A 24,065-nucleotide genomic window follows, 5' to 3' on the forward strand; every position below is an offset into this window, starting at 1 on the left:
GTTTGATCCCATGGTTTGATGTGCGATCCTTTCGAAGGAATGGGTGGAAGCGTTATGTGACAAGTTCGTTACGGGAGCGCTACGACCACGCACGCCGTCAGAGCTGCAATACAGCGATCGCAAACTTCGCGCGCTCACCTGAGCCGGGAGTTGGGGATTAACCCCAAGACCGTAGCAAAATGGCAGAAGCGGACGACGATTGAGGATATGAAGACTGGCCCGAAAGACCCTCGCTCAACGATCCTGACCGAAGCCGAAGAAGCGGCAATCGTGGCGTTCCGTCGCCAAACGCTGTTTCCGCTGGACGATTGTTTTTACGCCCTGTAGTCGTCGATCCCGCATCTGACGCGATCAGCGCTGCATCCATGGCCCGGCAGGCAAGCGTAGCGCCGCCGAGAGGGGCTGCCTGCGGCATGGCATCTCTCGTTTGCCTGAAATCGAGGGGGACAAGCCGAAGCGCCAGAAGTTTAAGCGCTACCCCATCGGCTTCTTTCACGTTGATATTGCTGAAGTCCAAAACAGATTTTGACGGATGTTGCGCATGCTGCGGTCGGAAATCTCAAGTAAGCGGTGTTCCGCTCACACCTTGGCAGGATAATTCCAAGGAAGCAGCTCATCGATCCGGCTCTGTTTATGACCGTTGACGATGGCGGTAAGTGTCCTGGTCAGATAGCCCTGCGGATCAACGGCGTTGAGTTTGCAGGTCTCAACGAGCGAGGCGATGGTGGCCCAGTTTTCGGCTCCGGCGTCATGGCCGGCGAAGAGTGCATTCTTCCGATTGAGGGCTATCGGCCGGATGGTTCGCTCCACGCTGTTGTTGTCGATCTCGATGCGTCCGTCGGTCAGGAAGAGCCGTAGCCCCTCCCAGTATTTGGCAATGTAGGCCAAGGCCTCGCCAAGCGGCGATTTAGCAGCGACACGGGCACGGTGATGGACGAGCCAGGTCTGTATGTCGGCGACCAGCGGTGCAGATCGTTCCTGTCGCTTGGCAAGGCGATCCTCCGGATCAAGGCCACGAAGTTCCGCCTCAACCCGATAAAGTTCACCGATCCGTTTGACACCGTCCTCGGCTATCGGTGCTGTTCCGTTGCGGGTGATTTCCACCAGCTTGCGGCGAGCGTGGGCCCAGCAATAGGCAAGCCGGATGTCTGGGCCCACGCGATCGGGCGCGATCAGCCTGTTGTAACCCGCATAGCCATCCACCTGCAGGATACCCGAGAACCCATGCAATATTCGCTCGGCATGGATGCCCCCGCGGCCGGGAGCATAGGTGAAGGCAACGCCTGGTGGCGCACCACCGCCCCATGGACGGTCATCACGGGCCAGTGCCCAAAAGTATCCAGTCTTGGTTTTACGGGAACCGGGATCGAGGACAGGGGCACGGGTCTCGTCCATGAAGAGCTTGGTCGAGCGTTTCAGGTCGGAGATCAGCGCATCAAAGACGGGACGCAATTCGAAGGCGGCCCGGCCGACCCAATCGGCAAGTGTGGACCTGTCGAGATCAATGCCCTGGCGGCTCATGATCTGAGCCTGCCGATACAAGGGAAGATGATCAGCATATTTGGACACCAGCACATGAGCTACCGTTGCTTCCGTCGGCAACCCAGCCTGGATCAGACGTGCAGGAGCTGGGGCCTGAATGACGCCGTCGGTGCAGGCGCGGCAGGCATATTTTGGGCGACGGATGACGATGACGCGGAACTGGGCCGGAATCACGTCCAACCGCTCGGAGACATCCTCACCAATGCAATGCAGGCAACCGCCGCAGGCGCAGACCAGGCTTTCCGGCTTGATCACCTCTTCGACGCGAGGAAGATGCTTTGGAAGAGAGCCGCGATTGGTCGCTCGTGGCTTGGTGAACCGCTTGCCCGAGGGGGCGTCCGCCTCATCCTCGGCATGGATCGCGGCCATTGCCGTTTCCAGGTCTTCAAGTGCCAGATCGAATTGGTCGGGATCGGTCTTCTCGGACTTGCGCCCGAAGGCCGTTTGCTTGAAGGCGGCAACCAGTTTCTCCAGCCGTTCGATCCGCTCATCTTTGCGGACAATCTGCGCGTCCTTGCCTGCCTCGCGTGCCTGCGCCGCAATCAGCATCGCCTTCAGGGCGGCAACATCATCGGGAAGATCGGCGGCGTTCAGCATGGCCGGAATCTACCAAATCCCGCTTCGAATTGCCTTTGGTATTTGCAGCCCTGAGTCATCGTGCCGCAGCTATTCGATGGCCTCCGGTGCTCTCGTTTCCACGGAACGAACGCGTCGCCAGTCGAGACCCGCAAACAGCGCTTCGAACTGAGCATGGCCCAATGTCATCAGGCCATCTCTGATACCCGGCCAAGTGAAGGTGTGATCTTCCAGTCGCTTGTAGGCCATCACAAGACCGCTGCCATCCCAGTAGATCAGCTTCAACCGATCCGCCCTGCGTGACCGGAACACGAACACCGTTCCAGTGAACGGGTCTTTGCGCAACTCGTTCTTCACCAGCGCAGCCAAGCCGTCATGGCCCTTGCGGAAGTCCACAGGCTTCGTCGCCACCATGATCCGTACGCGGTTTGATGGAAAGATCATGCCGAGGTCGCAAGCGCACGTGCAACAGCCACGACCCGAGCGGTCGATGCACCTTCCTCCAGGCGGATCGTGACAGGGCCGACAATGATCTCGGGACGGCTGACTTCTTTGGCCGGCGGTTCGGCGGCAGGGGTCTCAACGACCATCGCTGCGAATTCCATCGCATCTTCGGGCGCAGGCAACACCAACTTGCCCTGCCGTGCCATCGTGCGCCACGACGACAGGCGGTTCGGCTGCAGCCCATAGCGGCCCGCAACCTCGTTCACTGTCACGCCTGGCCTCAGGCTCTCGGAAACGATCCTGGCCTTCATCTCATCAGGCCAACGGCGATGTCGCTCACGCCCGGTCTTCCCAGTCGTCAGTATCTCCAGTGTAGTGTCCATGGAGAAACTCCCCTCGCTAATCCATGGAAGCCGATCACAGATCAGCGATGACAGGGCAACGTGGGGGCAGAACACCGCTTACCGATGACCGCAGCACCGAAGATTGCGGCATTGATCACTTTTCTGGAGTACATCGACAGCATGAAACCCAGCATGATGATCGCCATTGCCGCGCCCATCAAAAGCGCCATGTAGGCGCGGGTCTCTGACCAGAAAATGTGGGAAACAAGGTAGGTGTTGAGGTACATTAATCCGAACATCACGACCGTCGAGGTCGCGATCATCGCGGCGAATCTCCAATATGACATAGCTCACTCCTTCAACTAGGTTGTCAAAAAGGTAGTGAATAAACGACCTTCCAGCGCTGGAAGGTTCCAAAAAAACAAGCCAACAAGCGTTGCCTTCTTAATCTGCATCTCTCGTGACGACGTGAAAGATGGTGGAAGCCGAGCAACTAGGGGCTGTTGACGTTCGGGATTCCCAAATCACCTGACTTCTGATTCAAGGTTGCAAACGGAGGAGAGCAACCTTGACCCGAAGAGTCCTATCCAATTCGCAATGGGCGATCATCGAACCTTACTGCCTGGGTAAAACCACCGATCCCGGACAAACCGGACGTGACCCACGGCTTTTCGTGGAGGCAGTCCTCTGGATCGTCCGCACGGGCGCGCAATGGCGCGAATTGCCGGGTGAGTTTGGCAAATGGAATTCTGTATTCAAGCGGTTCCGCAGATGGGTCAAAGCGGATGCTTTCTATCGTATGTTCAAGGTATTAGCCTCAGACACCGACCTGGAATACGCGATGATCGACGGTACGATCGTCAAGGTCCATCGTTCAGGACAAGGCGCAAAAGGGGGACTCTTTGCCAGGCCATTGGACGCTCTCGGGGGGCATAACGTCGAAGATACTGGCTCTGACGGATGCGCTCGGTAATCTCGTCGATTTCTGTCTGATGCCAGGCCAAGCTCATGATCTGCGCGAGACCGATGCGTTGATCAGCGGCTTGTCCGCCGGATATTTGCTGGCGGACAGGGCCTTTGACGCGGATTGGCTGCGCAATGGCCTGCTGGATCGCGGCATAACCCCGGTCATACCGCCAAAATCCAACCGGAGGTTCCCGGCAGAGTTCGACAAGGAAACCTACAAATGGCGGCATTTGATCGAAAACTACTTTGGCAAACTGAAGGAAAACAGAGGGATAGCAATGCGCTCTTGCAAAACCGACCAGAGTTTCAAAGCCTTCATCTCAATTGCCGCAACGCTCATTCACACACGGTAAACGTCAACAGCCCCTAATCAGCAGGAAGCCGTTCAGTGCTTCAATGCCTGCAAGAAAACGCAAATGACCCGTGGGATAAATATCTCCAAGCCCCAATGACGAGTAATTGACAACGGAGAAATAGAAGACATCCATAAAAGAACTGACATTCCCTTGAGCAAAACCACCGATGCCCATGATCTCGCCCAAGTTGAACCCAACAGCGTAGAGTCCTGCTTCAAGGATGTGGGCAGTCGCCAGAGAATATAGGGCAAATAGAAGATTGCCAGACCGCGAAAGAGAGATCTGTTTGGTGACCGCCATCACGAGGCTCATAGCGCGAACATGGACGAGCCCGCTCAATCCGAATAGCAGTACTGCAAACACGACTATCCAAGCCAACTTTGCTGACCCCTTTTAAGTGTCGGTCCGCAAAGAAGTTGAATGATATGAATCGTTTGTGATTCGATGCCGTTGATTTGATTCGACGATGGGATGGAGGCTATGTGGACGAAAGCGAACCGTGGGAAATACAATCGGGATGGTCTGCGCTATCCCAGCGATCTGACGGATGCGGAATGGGCGCTGGTCGAGCCTTTGATACCTCCTGCCAAGCGGGGTGGCCGCAGGCGTGAGGTCAATGTGCGCGAGGTTCTTAACGGCCTGCTTTATGTTCTCAGCACCGGCTGCCAATGGCGGGCTGTTCCGAAGGACTTGCCGCCGAAGAGCACCCTGTTCAGCTATTTCGACCTTTGGAACTGGGACGGCACACTCGGCCGTATTCATCAGGAGCTTTATGTGAAATGCCGCGAGGCGATGGGACGCGAGGCTAGCCCGACGGCGGCGGTCATCGACAGCCAGAGCGTCAAAGGCGCGGAAAAAGGGGGCTTGTATCGACCCGAGCGGGTATGATGCGGGGAAGAAGGTCAAGGGTAAGAAGCGGCATATCCTTGTCGACACGGTAGGTCTGCTGCTGCATGCGCTGGTTCATCCAGCCGACATCCAGGACCGCGACGGCGGTCTGCTGGTCATCAAGACGTTGTTCGGGCGCTATCCGTTTTTGAAGAAACTCTTTGCGGACGGTGGCTATCAGGGACCTGTCTTCGCCAAGGGTCAGAAGAAGGCCATGCCCGGGCTGGCGATCAAGATCATCAAGCGATCCGACATCGTCAAGGGTTTTGAGGTTCTGCCGAGACGCTGGGTGGTCGAACGGACTTTCGCGTGGCTTGGGCGATGCCGCAGGCTAGCCAAGGACTTCGAGAACCTGTCGCGCAACGCGCTCGCCTTTCTCAAACTCGCGTCTATCCGCCTCATGCTGCGAAGGCTCTGTTCAAAATGAACAACTTTCCGGACCGACTCTAAGCTTATTGGTTTGGTTGTTCCTCGTCGCTTTGTTTCATAGCCAGGTCGGCTAGTATTGGACAATCCGGACGATGATCACCCGTGCAGGCGTCAACAAGAAACGAAAGCGTCACCCGCATTTCCGTCAGTTCTGCGATCTTTTTGTCGATCCGTTGGAGATGCTGCTCGGCGATCTCCTTGACCTCGGCACTGGCGCGTTTCTCATCTCCATAAAGTGCGAGCAAACTACGGCAATCTTCTATACTGAATCCAAGCGCACGCGCGCGGCCCAGGAAGGCCAACCTGTGTGCATCTCTTTCGCAGAAGGTGCGATAGCCGTTCGAACTGCGCAAGGGCTTCACGAGACCTATATCCTCGTAATAGCGGATCGTCTTGGCAGGCAGCCCCGACAGGATAGCGACATCTCCGATATTCATTGCACCTTTCCTCCGTATTCAGCGACAACGAGGGTAGCGGGGACAGCCCTCTCAACACCTGAATCTATTAAATTGGATTCATCCATTGCCGGCCTGACCCAACGCAAGCGCAGAGCGTTCGTCAGCACGAAGATCGAGCTGAGAGCCATCGCCCCGGCAGCCAGCACCGGCGACAGCATCAAGCCAAAGACGGGAAATAGCGCTCCTGCTGCTAAGGGAATGAGGGCAACATTGTATCCAAAAGCCCAAAACAGATTCTGACGGATGTTGCGCATGGTGCGGTCGGAAATCTCAAAGGCATTGACCACGCCACGCAGGTCACCTGACATCAGGACGACGTCGGCTGACTCGATCGCAACGTCTGTACCTGTACCGATGGCGATGCCCACGTCCGCATGGGCCAATGCCGGCGCATCGTTGATACCGTCCCCGACAAAGGCAATCCGCATCTTGGCGCCGCGTAGCTCGTCCAACGCTTCCACCTTGCCGTCGGGCAACACCCCGGCGATTACGTGATCGATGCCAGTCTCGCGGGCAATGACTTCTGCTGTCTCGCGCTTGTCACCGGTTATCATGGCGACTTTCAGGCCCAGATTGTGGAGGGCGGCGACTGCTGCACGGCTGGCCGGTTTAACAGGGTCCGCAACTCCGATTACGGCGGCGACCAGCCCGTCCACCGCGACGTACAGTGCCGTTCGCCCACTAACGGCAAGGCGCGTTTCGGCATCCGCGAGTGCGCCAACGGAAAGCCCCTCCCGGGTCATCAGCCGATCCGCACCGACCAGAATCTCCCGACCGGCAACACGTGCCCGCACACCATAGCCCGTGATGGACTCGAAGCCTTGGACGTCCTGCGAAACAGACCCTTCGGCACGCCCAGCGCGTACGATCGCTTCAGCGATAGGATGTTCCGAGCGTGCCTCGACCGCCGCGACCAACGCCAACACCTCTCCGTGTTCGAAGCCATCGGCCAACACGAGGTCGGTCAATTCCGGGCGGCCCTCGGTCACCGTGCCGGTCTTGTCGAGCGCGACCACGTCCACGCCGGTCAATTGTTGCAATGCATCGCCCTTGCGGAACAGCACTCCCATTTCCGCCGCGCGGCCGGTTCCAACCATGATCGAGGTGGGCGTGGCCAGGCCCATCGCGCAGGGACAGGCGATGATCAGCACAGATACGCCTGCCACCAGTGCGTAGGAAAGTGCGGGCGACGGCCCGACGACCATCCAGACCAGCACCGTGAACGCTGCGAGCGCCATCACCGCAGGTACGAACCAAAGTGTGATCCGATCCACCATACCCTGAATCGGCAGTTTGGCCCCCTGGGCCTCCTCGACCATTCGAATGATCTGCGCCAGCGTCGTCTCGGCACCAACGCGTGTGGCGCGGAACTGAAAGCTGCCGGCACCGTTGACTGTTCCACCAGTGACGGGATCGCCGGGTACTTTGCTTGCAGGAACCGGCTCCCCGGTGATCATGCTTTCATCCACATGGGCACTGCCTTGGGTCACCTCGCCGTCCACTGCGATGCGTTCACCGGGGCGCACCACAAGAATGTCACCGGTTCGAATCCTCTCGATGGGCACGTCCTGCGGTTCGCCGTCCACAAGAGCCCGCGCTGTCCGTGCCTGCAACCCCATTAGCTTCTGGATGGCAGCACCGGTTCGGCCCTTGGCGCGCGCCTCCATCCATCGTCCCAGTAGGATCAGCACCACTATCACCGCTGCCGCCTCAAAATAGACGGCCCGCGTGCCATCGGGCAGCAAAGAGGGGGCAAAGAGTGCGACGATGGAATAGAGATAGGCTGCCCCAGTTCCCATTGCGACGAGGCTGTTCATGTCTGGTGCGCCCTTCAGGAGGGCTGGAAAACCTGCTGTGTAGAAATGGCGGCCAGGCCATGCAAGTACGATAGTAGTCAGAACGAATTGGATCATCCAGCTGGTTTGATGCCCGATCGCTCGCCCGATAAGTTCGTGCATGCCCGGCACAATATGCGCACCCATTTCCAGCAAGAAGACGGGAAGCGCGATTGCCGCAGCGAACGCTGTCCTTTTGGCAAACTCCCGCGCCTCGCTTTCCTTGCGGGTGCTGCGGTCCTCGATCACCGAGTCGTCTGCGCTCTGGGCAGGGTAGCCTGCATCTGCGGCCGCCTTCAGCAAGTCTGACAATTCGACCACACCCTCTGCAACGGTCACTTTCGCGGTCTCCGTCGCGAGATTGACGTTTACGTTGAGCACACCAGACACTGCCGCAAGTGCTTGGCCCACACGTCCCACGCACGACGCGCAGGACATGGACGACACATTCAGGCGGATGCTCCGGGTCCGGGCGGGATAACCAGCTCGTTCCAGCGCCTCGACAACATCTGGGATGACCGCGGAAGAACCAAGCCGGATCAGTGCAGTCTCGGCCGCCAGGTTCACATTAACCTCTTCAACACCGGGGATAGCCAATAGCGTGCGTTCGACTCGCCCGACGCAGGATGCGCATGACATGTTCTGGACAGAAAGCCGCAGATTTTGTGTGGCGGGCATGAAGATCTCCTTATAGCTCGCAACATAGCTAGAGCTTCCACTCGCTGGAAGGTCAAGCCTGTCAGATTGTTTTTGTTTGGCCCTTGACCTTCCCGTACTGGAAGCACTCATGTGAACGGTTGAATGAAGGAGAAAGACATGACGAGCTATTATATCCCAAGCATGAGTTGTGGACACTGCACTGCAGCAATCGAAAATGCGATCAAGGCAATTGACCCAACAGCAAGCGTTTTGTGCGAGGTGGCTTCGCACACTGTTTCGGTAGAAAGCTTTCTAACCGACCGTGCGATCTCGGTGGCGATCCGCGATGCGGGTTATGAAGTTGTCGCCCCTTCGTCTTCCTGACGTAGAAACAGCATCGGTCGAACACGGGTCGATAATAGTGGGCTGTGCCAGTCCGCCTATCCTACCGTTCAACCGTCATGTGCAATCATATTTCGCGGTGTAAATCGGAGTCGTAACAAGCCTCAAAATGCGAAAGACGGTATTGTAATGGTCAAAAAGGAAAAAGCTAAGACATTGAACCTGGATGCAGGACCTGAGCATTCTTTGCTGGAAGGGCGTAGTGCATTCTTCGGTTTTTTGATGAAACGTCTCGGCAATCGGGCCGATGCGGAGGACGTGTTGCAAGAGTTTTCCATTCGGGTGCTCGCTCGCAAAGATCAACTGCGCGAAGCAGACCGTATGGATGCTTGGCTCTATGCCATTTTGCGCTCGACCCTGAACGATCACTACCGGAGGTCGAAACGGCTGAACCGCTTGACCGACGCTGTCGCCCGCGAGCCCGCGGCGTGGATACAAGAGGCCCCCGAACAATTGGGCAAACTTTGCACTTGCCCGGGTGGATTGATCTCGGATCTCCGCCCCACCGATGCCCAATTGATCCAGCGGGTCGACTTTGGTGAGGATGATCGCATTGCTGTCGCTGCAGATTTGAAGATTAGCCGTAACGCGCTGGGCGTGCGCTTGCACCGGGCCCGTATGGCGCTACGCGAAGCACTCGTCGTACATTGCGGCACGTGTTGCGAAACTTCCCGCAACGACTGTTATTGCGCGCCAGAAGGCTGCGAGAACGAAGAACACGGCTCGAGTTGCGTTACAGAAATCAAGCCGTCCGACCATATCCGCCCAACCGTGTAAGAATAGTCGCTCTGCGACGTCTCCCTATGTGAACCTGCCCTTTGGGTGACAACGCGGGAGTATTCGATGGGACAGAAGACAGAGGCTCGGATTCGGCAACGAGGCAGTTTGCGTGCGACCGATGCGGAACTATCTGCGCTTGTAAGCCAGATGGCGTGCCGATGTGCGAAATGCACGAATTATGACGATGCACCCCTGGCACGGGCAATGTTTCAAAGCGTCGAGGAACGCGGCCAGACCTTGGACGCCGCTGCCGGATCGCTTGGGATCGATGTGGGGGACGGTGCCTATTTGCTGGCTGGTTTGCGCCAAGACGTTGCGGTCGATTTCGCGTTGACACTACTGACTGGTCGAAAACCGGACCTTCTGAACCGGCAGGAGGAGCCTGTCTGATGTGCGCTCGAAACTCTCCCGCTAGAAGGCGCCTTCAAGGATGCTTCGGGCGCATGACGGCTTGTCCTTAAAGCTACAAGAGGCATTTTGGACCGCAATCGTCGCGGAGCGCCCCAAAAAGTAACGAAGTCCGGCTCGGATGCAGTGTGCCCTGTCCCCGCCCGCGCTGATAACGGTGGGGAATACCGCCGCCGCGAACTTGAAAAGGAAATTCCACATGCTCGCAAAAGACATCATGACAACGACGGTGATCTCGCTCTCATCCAATGAAACTGTTGAGGAGGCAGTGCGTCTGATGCTCGCTCATCACGTCAGCGCCTTACCTGTGCTGGATGCTGAGGGAGAGGTGATCGGCCTCATTAGCGAGGGGGATCTGATGCGAAGGGTCCGCAATACGGGCGACGTACGCCGATCGTGGTGGCTCGAGATTTTCGCTCGAGCGTCTGAAAACGTCGAGGAATTCGTCAAACTGCGTAGTCAACACGTCGCGGACGTCATGACGCGAAAAGTCTTATCGGTAGATGAAGAAACGCCAGTCAGTGAAATTGCGAAACTCCTTGAGACACATCGAATCAAGCGCGTCCCGGTGTTGCGTGGAGGCCTGCTGGTCGGAATAGTGAGCCGCGCAAACCTGCTCCACGCCCTGTCCAGGGCTGACCAACGCGGACTTCCTGAGCCGTCAGACGATGATCGTGAATTGCGTATCAGAATTGACGCTGCGCTGAAGGAAGTGCCAGTCGCGTGGTCCAATCTCATTAACTATTCGGTTGAAAACGGAAAAGTATCCGTGAGTGGCTTGGTAGACAGTCGGGCAGAAGAAAACGCGATCCGTGTTGCCATCGAGAATGTGCAGGGAGTGCAAAATGTGCACCTGCAGTTGGGGCTTGCACCTACCTGGGCTTATTATGGGATCTGAGAACGGGCCGTGTGCCGGCGCCAACTACAATCGAAGATGGGTGGGAGCTACAACCCGGTCCTGAAGACGTCGGCGGTGTTTTTCTAAGGAGTGCCCAATTGACCTGGATCACAAGAACGATCCTGCCTGAATTGTTTGCATGAAGAGACAGAAAAGGCGTCTCCTGTCGAAAGCTTGTCTGAACAATATTGCCTTTTTGTCACGGGCATGTTCGCTCTGGCACCGCAGTGCCGATGTTTGTGCTTTCGGCGGAATTCGACTTTCGTTTGAAAGATGGCGTCCCGTACGCACAAGCTCTTGGGATTGTGCAGACTGGTGAGGTCGGTATTGCGGCGGTCAGTTCCGACCAAGACTGGGTCAATCATTGCCAGTCAATTCCTGGCCGCCATACTGCGCTTTTGCCGGTATGGGAAACGGTTCTTTGGGTTTGCATCATTGAATGAACCGTTTGAAATAGCCCCTGACTGGTTTGCGTCATCACGAACGTCTGGTTTGCTCCGTCCCCGCGCAAACCGCCTGTCGCAGGCCTAGCCGCTTTCAGAGGTCGGCAGCATTCCCCTTGTTACCGCTCTGAGAGCGGGCCAACGAACGATTGCGGTCAATCTGTAATGGTTTGCCACCAGCAACGTCTAAAGCGTGAAACCCACAGCAAAGGAGGTCATCATGGATCTGAAACCTGCGAACTAAACCGAACACGGTTCCAAGGAAAAATTGGACGGACATTGCAACAGCACAGGCCGATCACAGCCAAGGTGCGCAGTAGCAGACATCAACGGATCGTCAGCAGAAGGCCAATTAGGTTTGAGGAGCGATGATTCAAACGAAACAATGGGTGATGACGGGAACCAAATTATGAGCGGCTAAACTCGACCTTTGGCCAGCACCTATCCAAAATGGACAGACAATCATTATGGCCTTGTCGATTAGATTTTACAGTAATTAGAATATTATTGCCTTTTCGACGATTCTTCGCGATGAATCATGAAGATTCCATATTACAAATACGACATGCAATAGCTATCTAAATATTTCACCAATTTAATATTGAGATAATTATAGTCAAAGACTACATAATAACTCTAACAGAATTTGCAAAATTGCTTGATCATTCGCACTTTTAACAGTGAGTATAGTTAAAGAAAAAGGAAAACGGGTATGTCCACAATTTGGGACGACAAAGCAAAATCGAGCAGACGTGATTTTCTCTATGTGGCGACCGGAACTGCGGGTGTAGTTGGTGTAGTTGCGGCGATGTGGCCATTTATCGATAGCCTAAACCCATCGGCCGACGTCCTGGGGCAAGCTAGCATTGAAGTATCGCTAGGGTCTATCGAGGTGGGACAGCGCGTAACTGTCAAATGGCGCGGCCAACCAATTTTTATCGACCGACGTACACCTTCCCAGATTGCTTCCGCCGTTGCAGATGATTCAGCCGAATTGCGCGACCCGCAAACGGACAGCGAAAGGGTCCAAGACGCTGAATGGTTAATCGTTGTTGGTATTTGCACGCATTTGGGGTGTGTGCCTTTAGGGCAACGGAAGGGTGATCCGCAAGGTCAGTGGGGTGGTTGGTTTTGTCCCTGTCACGGGTCTCATTATGATACATCCGGACGCATTCGAAAGGGTCCAGCGCCAAAAAACCTGGTTGTCCCGCCCTATCGATTGGCGTCATCCGGCACGGTTATCATTGGGTAGCGTTGCATCGAAGAGGACCAAGATGATGTCAGCAAACTATAAGAAATCGCTTCGTTTCCTCGGTGCTGCAGGGACCGTCACTGGCTCGCGGTATCTGGTCGAAGCGGGGAAGCGCCGCATTCTTGTCGATTGCGGATTGTTTCAAGGCTTCAAGTCTCTTCGAGATCGCAATCGCAAACCGTTTCCGGTACGTCCCGCGTCGATCGACACCGTTCTTCTCACTCATGCTCATCTGGATCATTCCGGCTATCTTCCAGCACTTGTTCGTGCTGGCTTTTCCGGAAAGGTTCATTGTACTCAGGCTACCGAAGACCTGTGCGGTCTGATCCTGCCTGACAGCGGACATATCCAGGAAGAAGAGGCGCGCTACGCGAAACGCAAAGGATACGCCAAACATAAAAACCCGACCCCTCTTTATACGCTGAACGATGCTAAAGCCGCACTCAAAAGACTGACCCCGCACCCTTTCGGACGGCGGATCGATCTTGGTGACGGCATCACTGCCACTTTTATCCCTGCTGGCCATCTGCTTGGTGCCGCACAGATCCGGTTGGAACTTGGCGACAGAATTGTGCACTTCAGTGGCGACCTTGGTCGCCAAGCCGATCCGATGATGGCCCCCCCGAGCCTTTTCACGGTGCAGATGTACTGGTTTGCGAGTCAACTTATGGCAACCGGGCTCACGCGAAAATCGACGCGGAAGCCGAACTCGCCCCATTTCTAAAGCGCACTTTTGCCCGCGGGGGTACGGTGCTGATTCCCGCTTTCGCTGTCGGACGCGCTCAGGGAATTCTCTATCATGTAGCCCGGCTGATGAAACGCGGTGAAATCCCCCACGTTCCGGTCTTCCTGAATAGTCCGATGTCGGTTAACGCCACTGCCATCTACCACCGTCACCACGAAGAGCATCATGTCACATGGGAAGATTGCAAGGCGATGTTCGATATCGCCGAGCGAGTTAACTCGGTCGAGCAATCAAAGGAACTGAACACCCGCCAGGGACCAATGATCATCGTTTCTGCCAGCGGAATGCTGACTGGAGGGCGCATTTTGCATCATATCGCAAGCTTCGGCGGCGACCGGCGCAACGCAATCTTGCTCTCAGGCTTTCAAGCGGGCGGTACGCGTGGCGCTGCGCTAGCCGAGGGTGCCAAGACGCTTAAAATGTTTGGGCGTGAATTCGCAATTGAAGCTGAAGTGGTTCAGTTGACTGCGTTCTCAGGCCACGCTGATGTAGGTGAAATACTTGACTGGATGCGCCACGCTGACCGTCCGCCTCAAATGACCTATCTGACGCACGGGGAACCATCCGCGTCGGATACCTTGCGATCGCGCGTTCAAGACGAACTGAGCTGGAAAGTGCGTGCCCCGGAACACCTAGAAACCGTCAATCTGGATCGACCCCGATGACCAACACCCTGTCACTCATCCCATCGGGTATTGATACGTATCGTCAGGCAGTCGTTTACATGAACGAGGATTGCCATATTTGCCGTGCGGAGGGCTTCTCAGCCCAAGCACGTATTCGTATTGATCTGAGTGACCGCTGGATAATCGCGACGTTGAATGTGGTGGCGCGAGGCGGGTGGTTGGCGGTCGACGAGGCTGCGCTCTCAACTTCGGGCTGGGAGGCGCTGGGCGCGCAGCTGGGTGCCCGCGGGCATTTTTCCCATGCCGACGTGCCTTTTTCTGCCTCGTCCATACGCGCCAAGGCTTACGGCCGCCGTCTTGATCAGAACAGCTTTTCTGCCATCATCCAAGACACACTCGACAATCGGCTTTCGGATCTTCACCTTGCCGCTTTCATCACCTCTTGTGCAGGTGACCGCCTGAGTGAGAGCGAGACAGTAGCTTTGACCCGTGCCATGCAGACTGCAGGCGAAACGCTTGACTGGGGCGGAGCAGTGGTTCTTGATAAGCATTGCGTGGGCGGCCTGCCAGGAAATCGGACGACGCCCATTGTCGTTGCCATAATAGCCGCAGCAGGGCAGCTTATTCCAAAAACCTCGAGCCGTGCGATTACGTCACCTGCCGGAACCGCAGATACGATGGAGGTAATGGCGCCCGTGGCGCTCGACGCCGACGCTTTGCGAAAGGTAGTAGAGCTCGAAGGTGGATGCATCGTATGGGGGGGCGGGTTGAACCTCAGTCCTGCCGATGATCATTTCATTCGCATCGAACGGCCACTCGATTTCGATAGCACCGGACAAATGGTTGCGAGTGTGTTGTCCAAAAAGGCGGCAGTCGGCGCAACGCACGTGCTTATCGACATGCCGGTGGGTCCAACAGCCAAGGTCCGCTCAACCGAGGCCGCCGCGGCGCTGGGCGTAAGACTGAAATTGGTGGGAGCGGCAATCGGCCTCAATGTTACGCTGCATCAAAGTGACGGCTCCTCCCCGGTTGGACGTGGCATCGGCCCTTCGCTCGAGGCACGGGACGTGTTGGCTGTACTCAGGCGCGCGCAGGAAGCGCCGCTGGATTTGCGCGGACGCGCGCTAGATTTGGCAGGCAAACTCCTCGATCTAGCACCCGGTGCCCGCGCCGGGCGGGGCCGCAGAGAGGCAGAAGCGCTTCTTGATAGCGGGGCCGCAGAAGCTAAGTTCTTGGCTATCTGTACCGCGCAAGGTGGATTCCGCGAACCTGACGCTGCAGCGCATCGCATCGAAATAACCGCAGGGGTATCGGGGCAACTTATCGCTATCGACAACCGCCTGATTGCCCGGATCGCAAAACTGGCCGGCGCACCCCGCCAAAAGAGCGCTGGTGTTCGGTTGCTTGCACGAACTGGCGACCAGGTCATCAAGGGGCAACCGCTCTATGAAATCCATGCCGAGACACCCGGCGAACTTGCTTATTCGGCCGGCTATGCGGAAAGCCACTCCAATGTCCTGACGCTTTCGGAGGCGGCAAAATGATCCTGATCCCCTTCCCTGAGATGTTGTCGCTCGCGCAAGCGCTTGCACCAGAACTTGGCGGCGAGTTACGTCATCTCGACTGGCACCGTTTCCCCGATGGCGAGAGCCTCTTGACCCTGCCAGGTGATCTGGATGGAAGCGATATTGCGCTGCTCGCCACCCTCCGCGACCCTGACCGGTTTGCATTACCGCTGCGCTTTGCCGCGACAACAGCGCGGGAAATGGGCGCACGTCGTGTCGGGCTAATCGCGCCCTATCTCGGTTACATGCGTCAGGATCGCCGATTTCAAGTTGGTCAAGCAGTCAGTGCGCAACTCTTCGCAAAGTTTCTCGGCGAAAGTTTCGATTGGCTGATGACAGTCGATCCGCATCTACATCGTATCGCTCGGCTCGACGAAGTGTTTCCGATGCCAACGATCCGTGTGGCCTCAGCTCCACTGCTCGCAGACTGGATCAGGGCGAACCTGCCTGACGCCGTTCTTTTAGGCCCCGATAGTGAAAGCCAGCAATGGGTGGCTGAGGTGGCGAGGCTGGCCGATCGGCCCTACGAAGTCTTGCGCAAGACTCGAACGGGCGACAAGAGTGTTGAAGTCAGTGTGCCGAGGAGTATCACGCTGCATCAGGGTACACCGGTTATCCTGGACGATATTGCCTCTTCGGGCCGGACCATGGTGCGCGCCATCGAACGGCTTGCTGCTACAGGCACCCGCCCACCGGTTTGCATCATCATTCACGCGGTATTTGCAGGCAGCGCATATGAAGACATTCTTGCTGCGGGTGCCGCCCAAGTGGTTACTACCGACACCATACCGCACCCGTCAAACGGTGTATCGGTCGCAACATTAGTGGCGCACGAGATGCAATCGATACTTAGCACATCTATAACGGAGCAGAACTCTTGAAAAAATCAAGCAATATGGCGAGAAACCTGGTTCTCGGGTTTTTCGGTATCGCCGCAGTGGTCGGGTTATACAAGACATTCGCGCCGTCAAGTGCCCCTATGTCTGGATCGATTGCCAGTCAATTTGTCGAGCCAACGTTGTCAGCGGCCGCGCAGGAAGGGGAGGCCCTGTTCAACAAAACCTGCGCCGCCTGTCATGGGCAAAACGCCCTTGGTACCGAAAAAGGGCCACCCTTTATTCATGACATATATAATCCAGGCCACCATTCCGACGACGCTTTTTTCTTTGCGGTCCAAAACGGGGTGCGTCAGCATCATTGGCCCTATGGCGATATGCCCGCCCAGGCGCAAGTCAGTCGGGATGATGTCGCGAAAATCGTAACATATGTCCGGGAACTGCAGTCCGCTAACGGTATCGCTTACCGTCAACACAAAATGTAGGTGCTTCCATGCCAGATCATCATCCCACCGCTGCTGCCGCCGCCCATTCTTCACCTGCAGGCTCTCCGAAGTGGTTCGTCTGCCCGATGCATCCTGAAGTCAGGCAGGCAGGCCCCGGCGACTGCCCGAAATGCGGCATGCACCTTGTGCCAGAGGGGGAGGTTGCGGGGTCGTCCGGCCATCATCATAAGCACAGTGATCAACATTCCCAGCACGCGCATACACACCGCCCTGCCGCCATGAACGGGAAGTATGACACAGTGCCTGCGAACCATTCTGGCGCGGTCTATACATGTCCCATGCACGCACAGGTACGTCAAACCCGTCCCGGCTCGTGCCCGATTTGCGGTATGGGACTGGAATTGGAAACTGCGGCGATGGCCGAGGACGGGCCTAACCCTGAGCTGGTGGATTTCACTCGTCGGTTCTGGGTTGGTACCGTTTTGACGATCCCGTTGCTGGTTTTTACGATGGGACCCTATCTGGGGTTCGGCAGCGTGCGCGACATCTTTGGCGAGCGCATGACACTGTGGATCGAGCTAGTGCTCGGGACGCCAGTTGTCCTGTGGTGCGGCTGGCCCTTCCTGGTGCGCGGTTGGAATTCCTTCCGCCACATGAACCTCAATATGTTCTCGCTAATCAGCATGGGAGTGCTCGCGGCCTGGCTTTTCAGCATCGTGGCAGTGCTGTTCCCTTCCATTTTCCCCGAAGGGTTCCGAGACAGCGAAGGCCATGTTGGAGTCTATTTCGAGGCGGCGGCAGTAATCGTCACACTCGTATTGCTAGGTCAGATAATGGAGCTCCGTGCGCGTGAGGGCACCGGCAAAGCAATCCGTGCTCTTCTGGATATGGCAGCGAAGACTGCCAGGGTGATCCGCAAGGACGGATCTGAAGAGGAGATACCACTTGAAGATGTGCAAGTTGGAGACCGCTTGCGCGTTAGGCCCGGCGACAAAGTACCTGTGGACGGTGTCGTTGTGGATGGGCGCTCGTCGGTTGATGAAAGCATGATTTCCGGGGAACCGGTACCGGTGGAAAAAACACTCGGCGATATGCTGACCGGAGCCACGATTAATGGCACTGGCAGCATGATCATGGAGGCCAAACGTGTCGGTTCAGATACTATGCTCAGCCAGATCGTCCAAATGGTCTCAAATGCACAACGTTCGCGCGCGCCAATACAAAAATATGCAGACCAAGTAGCGGGCTTCTTCGTCCCGGTGGTCATTGGCATCGCTGTTCTGTCATTTATCGCCTGGGCGATCTGGGGACCCGCGCCGGCATTGTCCTACGCGCTGATCGCGGCTGTGGCAGTACTGATCATTGCATGCCCCTGTGCGCTAGGCCTCGCCACGCCCATGTCCATTATGACTGCGACGGGGCGCGGCGCTCAGGCGGGTGTCCTAATCAAGAATGCTGAGGCGCTGGAGCTGTTTGAAAAGGTGGACACGCTCATCGTCGACAAGACGGGGACGCTAACAGAGGGTAAGCCGAAGCTGGTCGCAGTCCTGCCGGAAGTCGGCCACGATGAAGCGGAAGTGCTCAGACTTGCGGCATCGCTCGAACGGGGTTCAGAACATCCGCTTGCCGAGGCTATCGTTCGCGGTGCCGTGGAACGAAATGTTAACATGACCGATGCGACCGACTTTGAGGCGGTGACGGGCAAGGGTGTAAAGGGAAAGGTTGACGGCAGGTCTGTTGCCCTGGGCAACCTCGCCCTGATTTCCGACATGGGGTTGGACGGCGGTGACCTTGCAGTAAAGGCCAATGCCCGTAGAGACGCAGGTGAAACAGTTATGTTTGTGGTGCTGGACGATGCAGTCGCCGGACTTGTCAGCGTCGCCGATCCAGTCAAGGAGACGACCCGAGAGGCGCTCAAAGCGTTGTGTATGCTCGGATTTCGCATCATCATGGCGACCGGCGACAACGAGCGGACCGCGAAAGCAATCGGAGCGCAGCTCGGAATTGACGAAATACGCGCCGATGTACTTCCCGAGGACAAGGCGCGAATCATAAAAGAGTTGCAGGCTCAGGGTCGTAAAGTCGCCATGGCTGGCGACGGCGTGAACGATGCGCCGGCACTCGCACAGGCGGATGTCGGGATAGCGATGGGCACAGGCGCTGATGTCGCTATAGAGAGTGCCGGCATCACCTTGGTCAAGGGTAATCTCGATGGTATCGTGCGTGCCCGCCGCCTCGCACGCGCCACTATGGGAAATATCCGCCAGAACCTCTTCTTCGCGCTCGTCTACAACGCTTCCGGGGTCCCTGTAGCAGCCGGTCTGTTGTTTCCATTTTTCGGCATTTTGATCAGCCCGATGTTTGCGGCCTTTGCAATGAGCGCTTCATCAATTTCGGTAGTGCTTAATGCGCTCAGACTACGTAGTGCAAAAATCTGAAGGAGCGATTCACAAAATGAAATGTATCTGAGGACATTAGACGGCCGTGATACCCGTAATCGCTTCGGAGATACTGGGGACTGTCGCGCCCATCGAGTGCCCGCTTTCCGGCAGCCCATGAGACATGAGACGTTAGATGCATCCCGTTTATTCAGACTCAAACTGAACCAAAATGGAGGCAACCCAATGAAACCTGCAACTCTACTGATGATCACGGCTACTGTATTGGCAGGCATGTCGCCGGCCAATGCACAGCAAACTGAACGGGACATGTCGATGATGTCCGGCGGACTGCTCTTGCCCCGGATGGACGCAATTGCCGGGCGCAAACTGTTTGCTTCCAAAGGCTGCGTTGTCTGCCACTCGGTCAACGGCGTGGGCGGCGAAGACGCCGCAGCACTGGATGCTGAATTCATGGAATTGCCGATGAACCCCTTTGATTTTGTTGCCAGAATGTGGCTCGGCGCCCCAGCGATGATTGAAGCGCAGCAAAATGAGCTCGGTGAGCAGATCGTGTTTACCGGCGAGGAACTGGCCAACATCATCGCTTTCGTTCACGATTCCGAGGAGCAGCGCCTGTTCTCAAAGGACGATGTTCCCAAACAGATCGCCGAGATGATGGAACATATGGGAGCAGAAGGTGATGCCCATTCCAAATGAGCCACAAATTGCACCAAAGGGGCAAAGAAGGGCTGGCCCTGAAATCTGGCTAATTGGGGGAGCGGGTGATGTTGGCAGCCGTCTGACCTCGCTCCTTTTGGACCGTACGAAGGCTGCAATTACTATCATCTCTCGCTCGGATAGAAATTCCGGTGGTCAGAATCCGGATCGCCTTTGCTTTCGTACTGTCGATATCCGAACCAAAGGTGCGGCAAGGATGATCCCTCCCAAAGCGCTGGTGGTTAACCTTACGGAGGCAACACCGCCGGAACTTGTGGCCGAAATGGTCGCAAATGGCTGTACATTTCTCGAGACTTCGGCCTCTCCTGCTTATGTAAACGCCCTCCGCGACGGTATTCGAGGCCGCGATGTCGGCGGCGTTTTGATTACCTGCGTTGGCATGGCGCCGGGCCTGATCGACTTGATGGCTGAGTTTATTGCGCGGAACGAACATGTTAACGCCGTTGATATCGGAATCGAGATGGGATTGGGCCGGCATTATGGAGCGGCGGCGACAGAGTGGTTTCTAGCAACCGCGGGCACGAATTATTCGCTTTTCCACAATGGAAGCCTGGTGCAGACGCCTGCGGGAGCCTTGCAACGGCTCTTCGTCTTTGATGCTTCTGAAAGTGGGCGCCTTGCCCTTGGTTTCGGTTTCGCCGGACGGGAGATATTGACGGGAAAACCAGCGGGCGCTTTATCAGGTAGGAGGTATTTTGTGGCTATTGACCCACCTCTTGTTACCCGTTCGCTGAGTTGGGCACTTAGCCTCGGGCTTGGGCCTTGGATTGCCCGCAATGCTCAATGGCTATCCCGGCAATTGTCACGGTTTCCAGGAATTGGGCAAATCCGCACGCGTATGATTGTGGAAGGTTTGTGTGACGATGGAATGCCAACTGCGTATGCGCGCGTGACGACTGGCGATCAGGCTGACGCAACGGCGACAATGATTCTGGCTACCCTCAACACAATCATGAGTGGCAACGTATCGCGAGTCGGTCTAGCAACGATTATAGACTATCTGACGCTGGCGGACTCTATTGCCGCTCTTAAAGAAATATTACCGGAAACCCGTATGGACATTTCCGGCATTGAGACCAAAGCATCGTGACTAATCTTGTCCCCGATTTTTTGTTGGGTCTTTGGAGAAATCCGGCACGGGCTATTGTATGGAACAGTTCATCACATTCCGTGCAGGCCATGAAATCCGCCAGTCACAACGATCGGTACGAGGAATATAGCCGAAATTGCCAGGGTCAACGCCTTTTCCCACAGGCGTGGCAATTGAAATACCAGCATTATTGTCAAGACGAAAACGAGCAGCGCCTCGAGCGGCGCAACAATACTTCCAAAATATGCAGGATCCCAATATGAAAATGGGCTCGCAAATTTCCAGTCGGTGAAGGGCCACAATTGCTGTCGCGCATCGTCGTGGTGGGTCAGAAAATCCACAGCCGCATGCGCAAGTCCCGACCCGGCAAAGGCGGTCAGTGTAAACACGCGAAGCAGATACCCGGCAGCCAAGACAAGTCCCCAAACCAAGAAGCTGTGATCGATGGCGAAGACTCGTTGCCACCCATCAGAGAAATAAAGGATACCGTACACGTCCTGTGCCGGCACTCCCGTCACTTTGGTCGCAAAGAGTACCATGGCGATCATGGGCAGGTCGGGGGCAAGGCCTCCCGCAAATGCAGCGATCAGCGATCCTGGCCTATCTTGTTTTGCCCAAAGTGCACCGCCGATGATCATATGTGTAGGCGTATTCATCTTGCGGGACTCATATCTTCCTCAGATAACTCGTGTCGCAATCATAGCCAGGTCTACAAAAGTGGCAATTGAGATGACCATTTACTCAGGCACCGCTCGACTCGTAGAAATCCTAGCATCTTTGATCCGGGAAATACGCGCTCTTTGGCGCTATGACCCTTTAGGTAGTGTGGACAGTTATCTGATCCATAGGGCAATTGCGGCGATTGTAACGACTGCGAGGTAGTTTCTTGCGGTTTTCTCGAAGCGTGTCGCGACCCTGCGGAACTGCTTGAGTCTTGAGAAGCAGCATTCGACCAGGTGGCGCTGGGCGTAGAGCTGTTTATCCAGCGGATACTTTTTCGCACGTGACGGGTTGTTCGGGATAACCGCAATGGCTCCTTTTTCAGCAATGAGATTGCGCAGCCGGTCGCTGTCATAGGCGGTATCGGCCATAACGACATCGGCTGGCAGCCCCTTGATCAGCAGTTCGGCTTGTGGCGCGTCGCCCCACTGGCCTGCAGTCAACGTGAAGTGGACCGGACAGCCCAGACCACGGACAGCCATGTGAATCTTGGTGCTCAGGCCGCCGCGAGAACGGCCAAGGGCTTGATCTCCAGCCCCTTTTTGCACCAGCGGCGTGCTGGTGGGCGCGAATGATGATGGAATCGACTATCAGGTATTCAAAATCCGGATCGTCCGACATCACCGCGAATATGCGCCACCAGATGCCCTTCTGGCTCCAGCGGCTGAACCGCCGGAAGACACTGTTCCAATCGCCGAACACGTCGGGCAGATCACGCCAGGGCGAGCCAGTGCGGACAATCCAGAGCACAGCTTCCACAAACATGCGGTTGTCCCGGCCAGACGAGCCGCGTGTGCGATCGTCACCAATAATATAGGGCGAAATCCGCTCCCACTGCTCATCCCGAAGGATCAGACGATCCAATACACCCATGACTGCCTCCAAAAGACAGTCTTGAATCGGATTTGCTCACCCTTGAGAATCCCAAGAGTCCACAAGACCTAGTCGATGATCATCGCGCTTCGGAGCCGTTCGCGCGAGAACACGTGACACTCATTACCAAATTCGGGCAGGTCATAAGCACCCGGCGGGGGGCTTTTTGCCGCGACATTTATCGGCTGATTGGCAGAACGTGCGTCCATTGGTGAAGTCGTCACTGACGAATGCCAGGCTCCGACCGTTCGTTGGCTCGTAATGGGCCGAGCATGCAATAACATTGAATCCGGATCACACCTCGGAGGCAGGCCAAGCCGAATCAGCGTATTCTTACAATTAAGTTCTAAGTGACATGAAGAATCGTGTCCATCCTGTCGTGATGGTAGTTGAGTGGATTGTGAATTCGAATGACACAGATAGCATAAAGAACTTGTCGTTGATTTCGCCGATGCCCGAAAATCGCGGTCGCGACAATGCTCGCCCTTTCTTTCGAAGCAGAGGTATTCAACGTTGCGTTGGATAATTTGACGCCATCGCCGGCCTTGGGCGCCGCTTGCTCAGGGCTTCGAACCCAGCGATGATGTCGAGAAGTTCAGTTGTGATTTCGGATTGCCGAACTGATCTGGTCTCTGCTTTCAGTTCCTCAAGCCTGTCATCGATCGATTGTTCGGCCTGTTGCATCAAGGCAAGCCGGGCGGCGTTCTCGGTCACCATTGCCTCGGCCGAGGCGCGGAAGAGGCTTGAGAAAAGATGCCCAATAACCAGTTCGGCAAGCAGATCCGAGGCAGGCATCGTGAAGCAAGGCAGGGACCTCGAAACCCATGGTTGATCCACAAGGTCCGCAATCATTTTTGAATCGAGGGGCAGCAGCCTTCGTAATACAGGTTCTTGCGCAGAACCCGCGGTCCGCTCTGTAAAGGCAAGATCGACTGCGATTGGATCCGGCCCTGATTGGCGCGTGATGTCCTCAATTTGGGTGGCAAGAATGCCGGCAAGCCGGCCAATGCCATCGGCCGACGCGGGTGGCAACGATGTTTGCTCTGTCAAAATGCCCCGCGCGACCAGCGCATATTTCATCCGTGTGCCGACACACAAAACACGAGCAGGGATCGCATCAGGGCCATGCCTTTCGAGCTGCTTGAACAATTCGTCAGCCAGCCGTTCATTGTAGCCTCCGCACAGGCCGTGATCGGAACCGAACACAACAACCGCGCGCTTCGCTGGTATTTTCGTGGAAAGCAATAGCGCGCTGTTGTGGTGAACAAACGCCCGGAAGCCTTCCAGAATGGTCCGATGATACACTTCGATGGCCTGGGCGGCATGTTCGTAAGGCAAAGCGTTGATGGCGGACAGGGTCTTCATCGTGTGAACGATCCCGCGAA

25 protein-coding genes and 2 pseudogenes are annotated in these 24,065 nt (G+C 56.3%); 17 read left to right on the plus strand and 10 right to left on the minus strand.

The window, feature by feature from the left end; genetic code table 11:
• Nucleotides 1-108: 108 nt before the first annotated feature.
• Nucleotides 109-517, plus strand: a pseudogene (locus OEG84_RS24775) (IS481 family transposase); the annotation flags it as partial.
• Nucleotides 518-579: 62 nt separating this feature from the next.
• Here OEG84_RS24775 and tnpC read toward each other — a convergent pair.
• The 4 genes from tnpC to OEG84_RS24795 all read right to left on the minus strand — a co-directional run bounded on the left by tnpC (nt 580) and on the right by OEG84_RS24795 (nt 3,253).
• Nucleotides 580-2,139 (minus strand): IS66 family transposase, encoded by a 1,560-nt coding sequence (tnpC, locus tag OEG84_RS24780; protein ID WP_267656561.1) that lies wholly within the window; start codon nt 2,137-2,139, stop codon nt 580-582.
• Between the two features lie 69 nt (nt 2,140-2,208).
• Nucleotides 2,209-2,562 carry an IS66 family insertion sequence element accessory protein TnpB gene (gene tnpB / locus OEG84_RS24785; RefSeq protein ID WP_267656562.1) on the minus strand — a complete coding sequence of 118 codons (354 nt, stop codon included), beginning with the start codon at nt 2,560-2,562 and terminating at the stop codon, nt 2,209-2,211.
• Nucleotides 2,559-2,945 carry an IS66-like element accessory protein TnpA gene (tnpA, locus tag OEG84_RS24790; RefSeq protein ID WP_267656563.1) on the minus strand — a complete coding sequence of 129 codons (387 nt, stop codon included), beginning with the start codon at nt 2,943-2,945 and terminating at the stop codon, nt 2,559-2,561. The genes tnpB and tnpA overlap by 4 nt, the downstream gene beginning before the upstream one ends.
• A 41-nt stretch (nt 2,946-2,986) precedes the next feature.
• Nucleotides 2,987-3,253, minus strand: a complete 267-nt coding sequence (locus OEG84_RS24795; RefSeq protein WP_324288275.1) for a hypothetical protein — start codon at nt 3,251-3,253, stop codon at nt 2,987-2,989.
• A 221-nt stretch (nt 3,254-3,474) separates the two neighbouring features.
• Here OEG84_RS24795 and OEG84_RS24800 point away from each other — a divergent pair.
• Nucleotides 3,475-4,225, plus strand: a pseudogene (locus OEG84_RS24800) (IS5 family transposase).
• 3 nt (nt 4,226-4,228) lie between these two features.
• Here OEG84_RS24800 and OEG84_RS24805 read toward each other — a convergent pair.
• Complete coding sequence (locus OEG84_RS24805) at nt 4,229-4,528, minus strand: ion channel (RefSeq protein ID WP_267656565.1); 300 nt, start codon at nt 4,526-4,528, stop codon at nt 4,229-4,231.
• 180 nt (nt 4,529-4,708) lie between these two features.
• On the opposite strand from OEG84_RS24805, the gene OEG84_RS24810 reads away from it, so the two are divergent.
• Nucleotides 4,709-5,543 (plus strand): IS5 family transposase gene (locus OEG84_RS24810; protein WP_267655090.1). Its coding sequence is split into 2 segments (ribosomal slippage): nt 4,709-5,094 and nt 5,093-5,543, totalling 837 coding nucleotides; the frame shifts between segments, so codons are not numbered across the junction.
• A 25-nt stretch (nt 5,544-5,568) separates the two neighbouring features.
• Here the strand turns inward: OEG84_RS24810 and cueR are convergent.
• Both cueR and OEG84_RS24820 read right to left on the minus strand, forming a co-directional pair.
• On the minus strand, nt 5,569-5,982 hold the full coding sequence (gene cueR / locus OEG84_RS24815) for a Cu(I)-responsive transcriptional regulator (protein ID WP_035521362.1): 414 nt from the start codon (nt 5,980-5,982) through the stop codon (nt 5,569-5,571).
• Nucleotides 5,979-8,516: a heavy metal translocating P-type ATPase gene (locus tag OEG84_RS24820; protein ID WP_267656566.1), complete on the minus strand. Its 2,538-nt coding sequence runs from the start codon at nt 8,514-8,516 to the stop codon at nt 5,979-5,981. Before OEG84_RS24820 ends, cueR begins: the two co-directional genes overlap by 4 nt.
• 138 nt (nt 8,517-8,654) lie before the next feature.
• Here OEG84_RS24820 and OEG84_RS24825 point away from each other — a divergent pair, with 138 nt between their 5' ends.
• From OEG84_RS24825 to OEG84_RS24890, 14 genes are all read left to right on the plus strand, one after another.
• Complete coding sequence (locus OEG84_RS24825) at nt 8,655-8,861, plus strand: heavy-metal-associated domain-containing protein (protein ID WP_267656568.1); 207 nt, start codon at nt 8,655-8,657, stop codon at nt 8,859-8,861.
• A 147-nt stretch (nt 8,862-9,008) separates the two neighbouring features.
• Nucleotides 9,009-9,656: an RNA polymerase sigma factor gene (locus OEG84_RS24830; RefSeq protein WP_267656569.1), complete on the plus strand. Its 648-nt coding sequence runs from the start codon at nt 9,009-9,011 to the stop codon at nt 9,654-9,656.
• Nucleotides 9,657-9,722: 66 nt separating this feature from the next.
• Nucleotides 9,723-10,049 (plus strand): hypothetical protein, encoded by a 327-nt coding sequence (locus OEG84_RS24835; protein WP_035521358.1) that lies wholly within the window; start codon nt 9,723-9,725, stop codon nt 10,047-10,049.
• Between the two features lie 217 nt (nt 10,050-10,266).
• Nucleotides 10,267-10,965: a CBS domain-containing protein gene (locus tag OEG84_RS24840; protein ID WP_035521355.1), complete on the plus strand. Its 699-nt coding sequence runs from the start codon at nt 10,267-10,269 to the stop codon at nt 10,963-10,965.
• Between the two features lie 227 nt (nt 10,966-11,192).
• Nucleotides 11,193-11,408: a hypothetical protein gene (locus OEG84_RS24845; protein WP_267656570.1), complete on the plus strand. Its 216-nt coding sequence runs from the start codon at nt 11,193-11,195 to the stop codon at nt 11,406-11,408.
• 712 nt (nt 11,409-12,120) lie between these two features.
• The gene (petA, locus tag OEG84_RS24850) at nt 12,121-12,660 is read left to right on the plus strand and encodes a ubiquinol-cytochrome c reductase iron-sulfur subunit (protein WP_152007367.1); all 540 of its coding nucleotides are present in this window, start codon (nt 12,121-12,123) and stop codon (nt 12,658-12,660) included.
• A 22-nt stretch (nt 12,661-12,682) separates the two neighbouring features.
• On the plus strand, nt 12,683-13,384 hold the full coding sequence (locus OEG84_RS24855) for an MBL fold metallo-hydrolase (protein ID WP_267656572.1): 702 nt from the start codon (nt 12,683-12,685) through the stop codon (nt 13,382-13,384).
• Nucleotides 13,385-13,410: 26 nt separating this feature from the next.
• Nucleotides 13,411-14,070: an MBL fold metallo-hydrolase RNA specificity domain-containing protein gene (locus tag OEG84_RS24860; RefSeq protein WP_267656573.1), complete on the plus strand. Its 660-nt coding sequence runs from the start codon at nt 13,411-13,413 to the stop codon at nt 14,068-14,070.
• Nucleotides 14,067-15,575, plus strand: coding sequence for a thymidine phosphorylase family protein (locus OEG84_RS24865; protein ID WP_035521351.1), 1,509 nt, complete (start codon nt 14,067-14,069; stop codon nt 15,573-15,575). Before OEG84_RS24860 ends, OEG84_RS24865 begins: the two co-directional genes overlap by 4 nt.
• Nucleotides 15,572-16,477 carry a ribose-phosphate diphosphokinase gene (locus tag OEG84_RS24870; protein ID WP_035521348.1) on the plus strand — a complete coding sequence of 302 codons (906 nt, stop codon included), beginning with the start codon at nt 15,572-15,574 and terminating at the stop codon, nt 16,475-16,477. Before OEG84_RS24865 ends, OEG84_RS24870 begins: the two co-directional genes overlap by 4 nt.
• Nucleotides 16,474-16,917 carry a c-type cytochrome gene (locus OEG84_RS24875; protein ID WP_244447006.1) on the plus strand — a complete coding sequence of 148 codons (444 nt, stop codon included), beginning with the start codon at nt 16,474-16,476 and terminating at the stop codon, nt 16,915-16,917. Before OEG84_RS24870 ends, OEG84_RS24875 begins: the two co-directional genes overlap by 4 nt.
• Nucleotides 16,918-17,003: 86 nt before the next feature.
• On the plus strand, nt 17,004-19,316 hold the full coding sequence (locus tag OEG84_RS24880; protein WP_425602940.1) for a copper-transporting P-type ATPase: 2,313 nt from the start codon (nt 17,004-17,006) through the stop codon (nt 19,314-19,316).
• Between the two features lie 117 nt (nt 19,317-19,433).
• A complete protein-coding gene (locus OEG84_RS24885; RefSeq protein WP_267656579.1) occupies nt 19,434-19,976 on the plus strand; it encodes a c-type cytochrome in 543 nt (180 codons plus the stop codon).
• Nucleotides 19,960-21,087, plus strand: a complete 1,128-nt coding sequence (locus tag OEG84_RS24890; RefSeq protein ID WP_152599453.1) for a hypothetical protein — start codon at nt 19,960-19,962, stop codon at nt 21,085-21,087. The genes OEG84_RS24885 and OEG84_RS24890 overlap by 17 nt, the downstream gene beginning before the upstream one ends.
• 71 nt (nt 21,088-21,158) lie before the next feature.
• Here OEG84_RS24890 and OEG84_RS24895 read toward each other — a convergent pair whose 3' ends face one another.
• The 3 genes from OEG84_RS24895 to OEG84_RS24905 form a co-directional block, all read right to left on the minus strand.
• Nucleotides 21,159-21,725: a hypothetical protein gene (locus OEG84_RS24895; RefSeq protein WP_052161102.1), complete on the minus strand. Its 567-nt coding sequence runs from the start codon at nt 21,723-21,725 to the stop codon at nt 21,159-21,161.
• 195 nt (nt 21,726-21,920) lie between these two features.
• Nucleotides 21,921-22,680, minus strand: a protein-coding gene (locus OEG84_RS24900) for an IS5 family transposase (RefSeq protein ID WP_267656607.1) whose coding sequence is annotated in 2 segments (ribosomal slippage) — nt 21,921-22,350 and nt 22,349-22,680 — 762 coding nt in all. Because the reading frame shifts where the segments join, the coding sequence is not laid out codon by codon here.
• 507 nt (nt 22,681-23,187) lie between these two features.
• Nucleotides 23,188-24,045 carry a F0F1 ATP synthase subunit gamma gene (locus tag OEG84_RS24905; protein WP_267656580.1) on the minus strand — a complete coding sequence of 286 codons (858 nt, stop codon included), beginning with the start codon at nt 24,043-24,045 and terminating at the stop codon, nt 23,188-23,190.
• Nucleotides 24,046-24,065 lie beyond the last annotated feature (20 nt).

Origin of the sequence: Hoeflea algicola (assembly GCF_026619415.1) — a bacterium.
Lineage (GTDB): Bacteria > Pseudomonadota > Alphaproteobacteria > Rhizobiales > Rhizobiaceae > Hoeflea > Hoeflea algicola.

Excerpts from the sequence above, each read along its gene's own strand:
- OEG84_RS24895 (WP_052161102.1), bottom strand. The coding sequence starts at position 21,725 with ATGATCATCGGCGGTGCACTTTGGGCAAAACAAGATAGGCCAGGATCG.
- OEG84_RS24865 (WP_035521351.1), top strand. The coding sequence starts at position 14,067 with ATGACCAACACCCTGTCACTCATCCCATCGGGTATTGATACGTATCGT.
- cueR (WP_035521362.1), bottom strand. The coding sequence starts at position 5,982 with ATGAATATCGGAGATGTCGCTATCCTGTCGGGGCTGCCTGCCAAGACG.
- petA (WP_152007367.1), top strand. The coding sequence starts at position 12,121 with ATGTCCACAATTTGGGACGACAAAGCAAAATCGAGCAGACGTGATTTT.
- tnpB (WP_267656562.1), bottom strand. The coding sequence starts at position 2,562 with ATGATCTTTCCATCAAACCGCGTACGGATCATGGTGGCGACGAAGCCT.
- tnpA (WP_267656563.1), bottom strand. The coding sequence starts at position 2,945 with ATGGACACTACACTGGAGATACTGACGACTGGGAAGACCGGGCGTGAG.
- OEG84_RS24855 (WP_267656572.1), top strand. The coding sequence starts at position 12,683 with ATGATGTCAGCAAACTATAAGAAATCGCTTCGTTTCCTCGGTGCTGCA.
- OEG84_RS24805 (WP_267656565.1), bottom strand. The coding sequence starts at position 4,528 with ATGGCGGTCACCAAACAGATCTCTCTTTCGCGGTCTGGCAATCTTCTA.
- OEG84_RS24830 (WP_267656569.1), top strand. The coding sequence starts at position 9,009 with ATGGTCAAAAAGGAAAAAGCTAAGACATTGAACCTGGATGCAGGACCT.
- OEG84_RS24820 (WP_267656566.1), bottom strand. The coding sequence starts at position 8,516 with ATGCCCGCCACACAAAATCTGCGGCTTTCTGTCCAGAACATGTCATGC.
- OEG84_RS24890 (WP_152599453.1), top strand. The coding sequence starts at position 19,960 with ATGCCCATTCCAAATGAGCCACAAATTGCACCAAAGGGGCAAAGAAGG.
- tnpC (WP_267656561.1), bottom strand. The coding sequence starts at position 2,139 with ATGCTGAACGCCGCCGATCTTCCCGATGATGTTGCCGCCCTGAAGGCG.
- OEG84_RS24885 (WP_267656579.1), top strand. The coding sequence starts at position 19,434 with ATGAGACATGAGACGTTAGATGCATCCCGTTTATTCAGACTCAAACTG.
- OEG84_RS24880 (WP_425602940.1), top strand. The coding sequence starts at position 17,004 with ATGCATCCTGAAGTCAGGCAGGCAGGCCCCGGCGACTGCCCGAAATGC.
- OEG84_RS24905 (WP_267656580.1), bottom strand. The coding sequence starts at position 24,045 with ATGAAGACCCTGTCCGCCATCAACGCTTTGCCTTACGAACATGCCGCC.
- OEG84_RS24835 (WP_035521358.1), top strand. The coding sequence starts at position 9,723 with ATGGGACAGAAGACAGAGGCTCGGATTCGGCAACGAGGCAGTTTGCGT.
- OEG84_RS24795 (WP_324288275.1), bottom strand. The coding sequence starts at position 3,253 with ATGTCATATTGGAGATTCGCCGCGATGATCGCGACCTCGACGGTCGTG.
- OEG84_RS24870 (WP_035521348.1), top strand. The coding sequence starts at position 15,572 with ATGATCCTGATCCCCTTCCCTGAGATGTTGTCGCTCGCGCAAGCGCTT.
- OEG84_RS24840 (WP_035521355.1), top strand. The coding sequence starts at position 10,267 with ATGCTCGCAAAAGACATCATGACAACGACGGTGATCTCGCTCTCATCC.
- OEG84_RS24825 (WP_267656568.1), top strand. The coding sequence starts at position 8,655 with ATGACGAGCTATTATATCCCAAGCATGAGTTGTGGACACTGCACTGCA.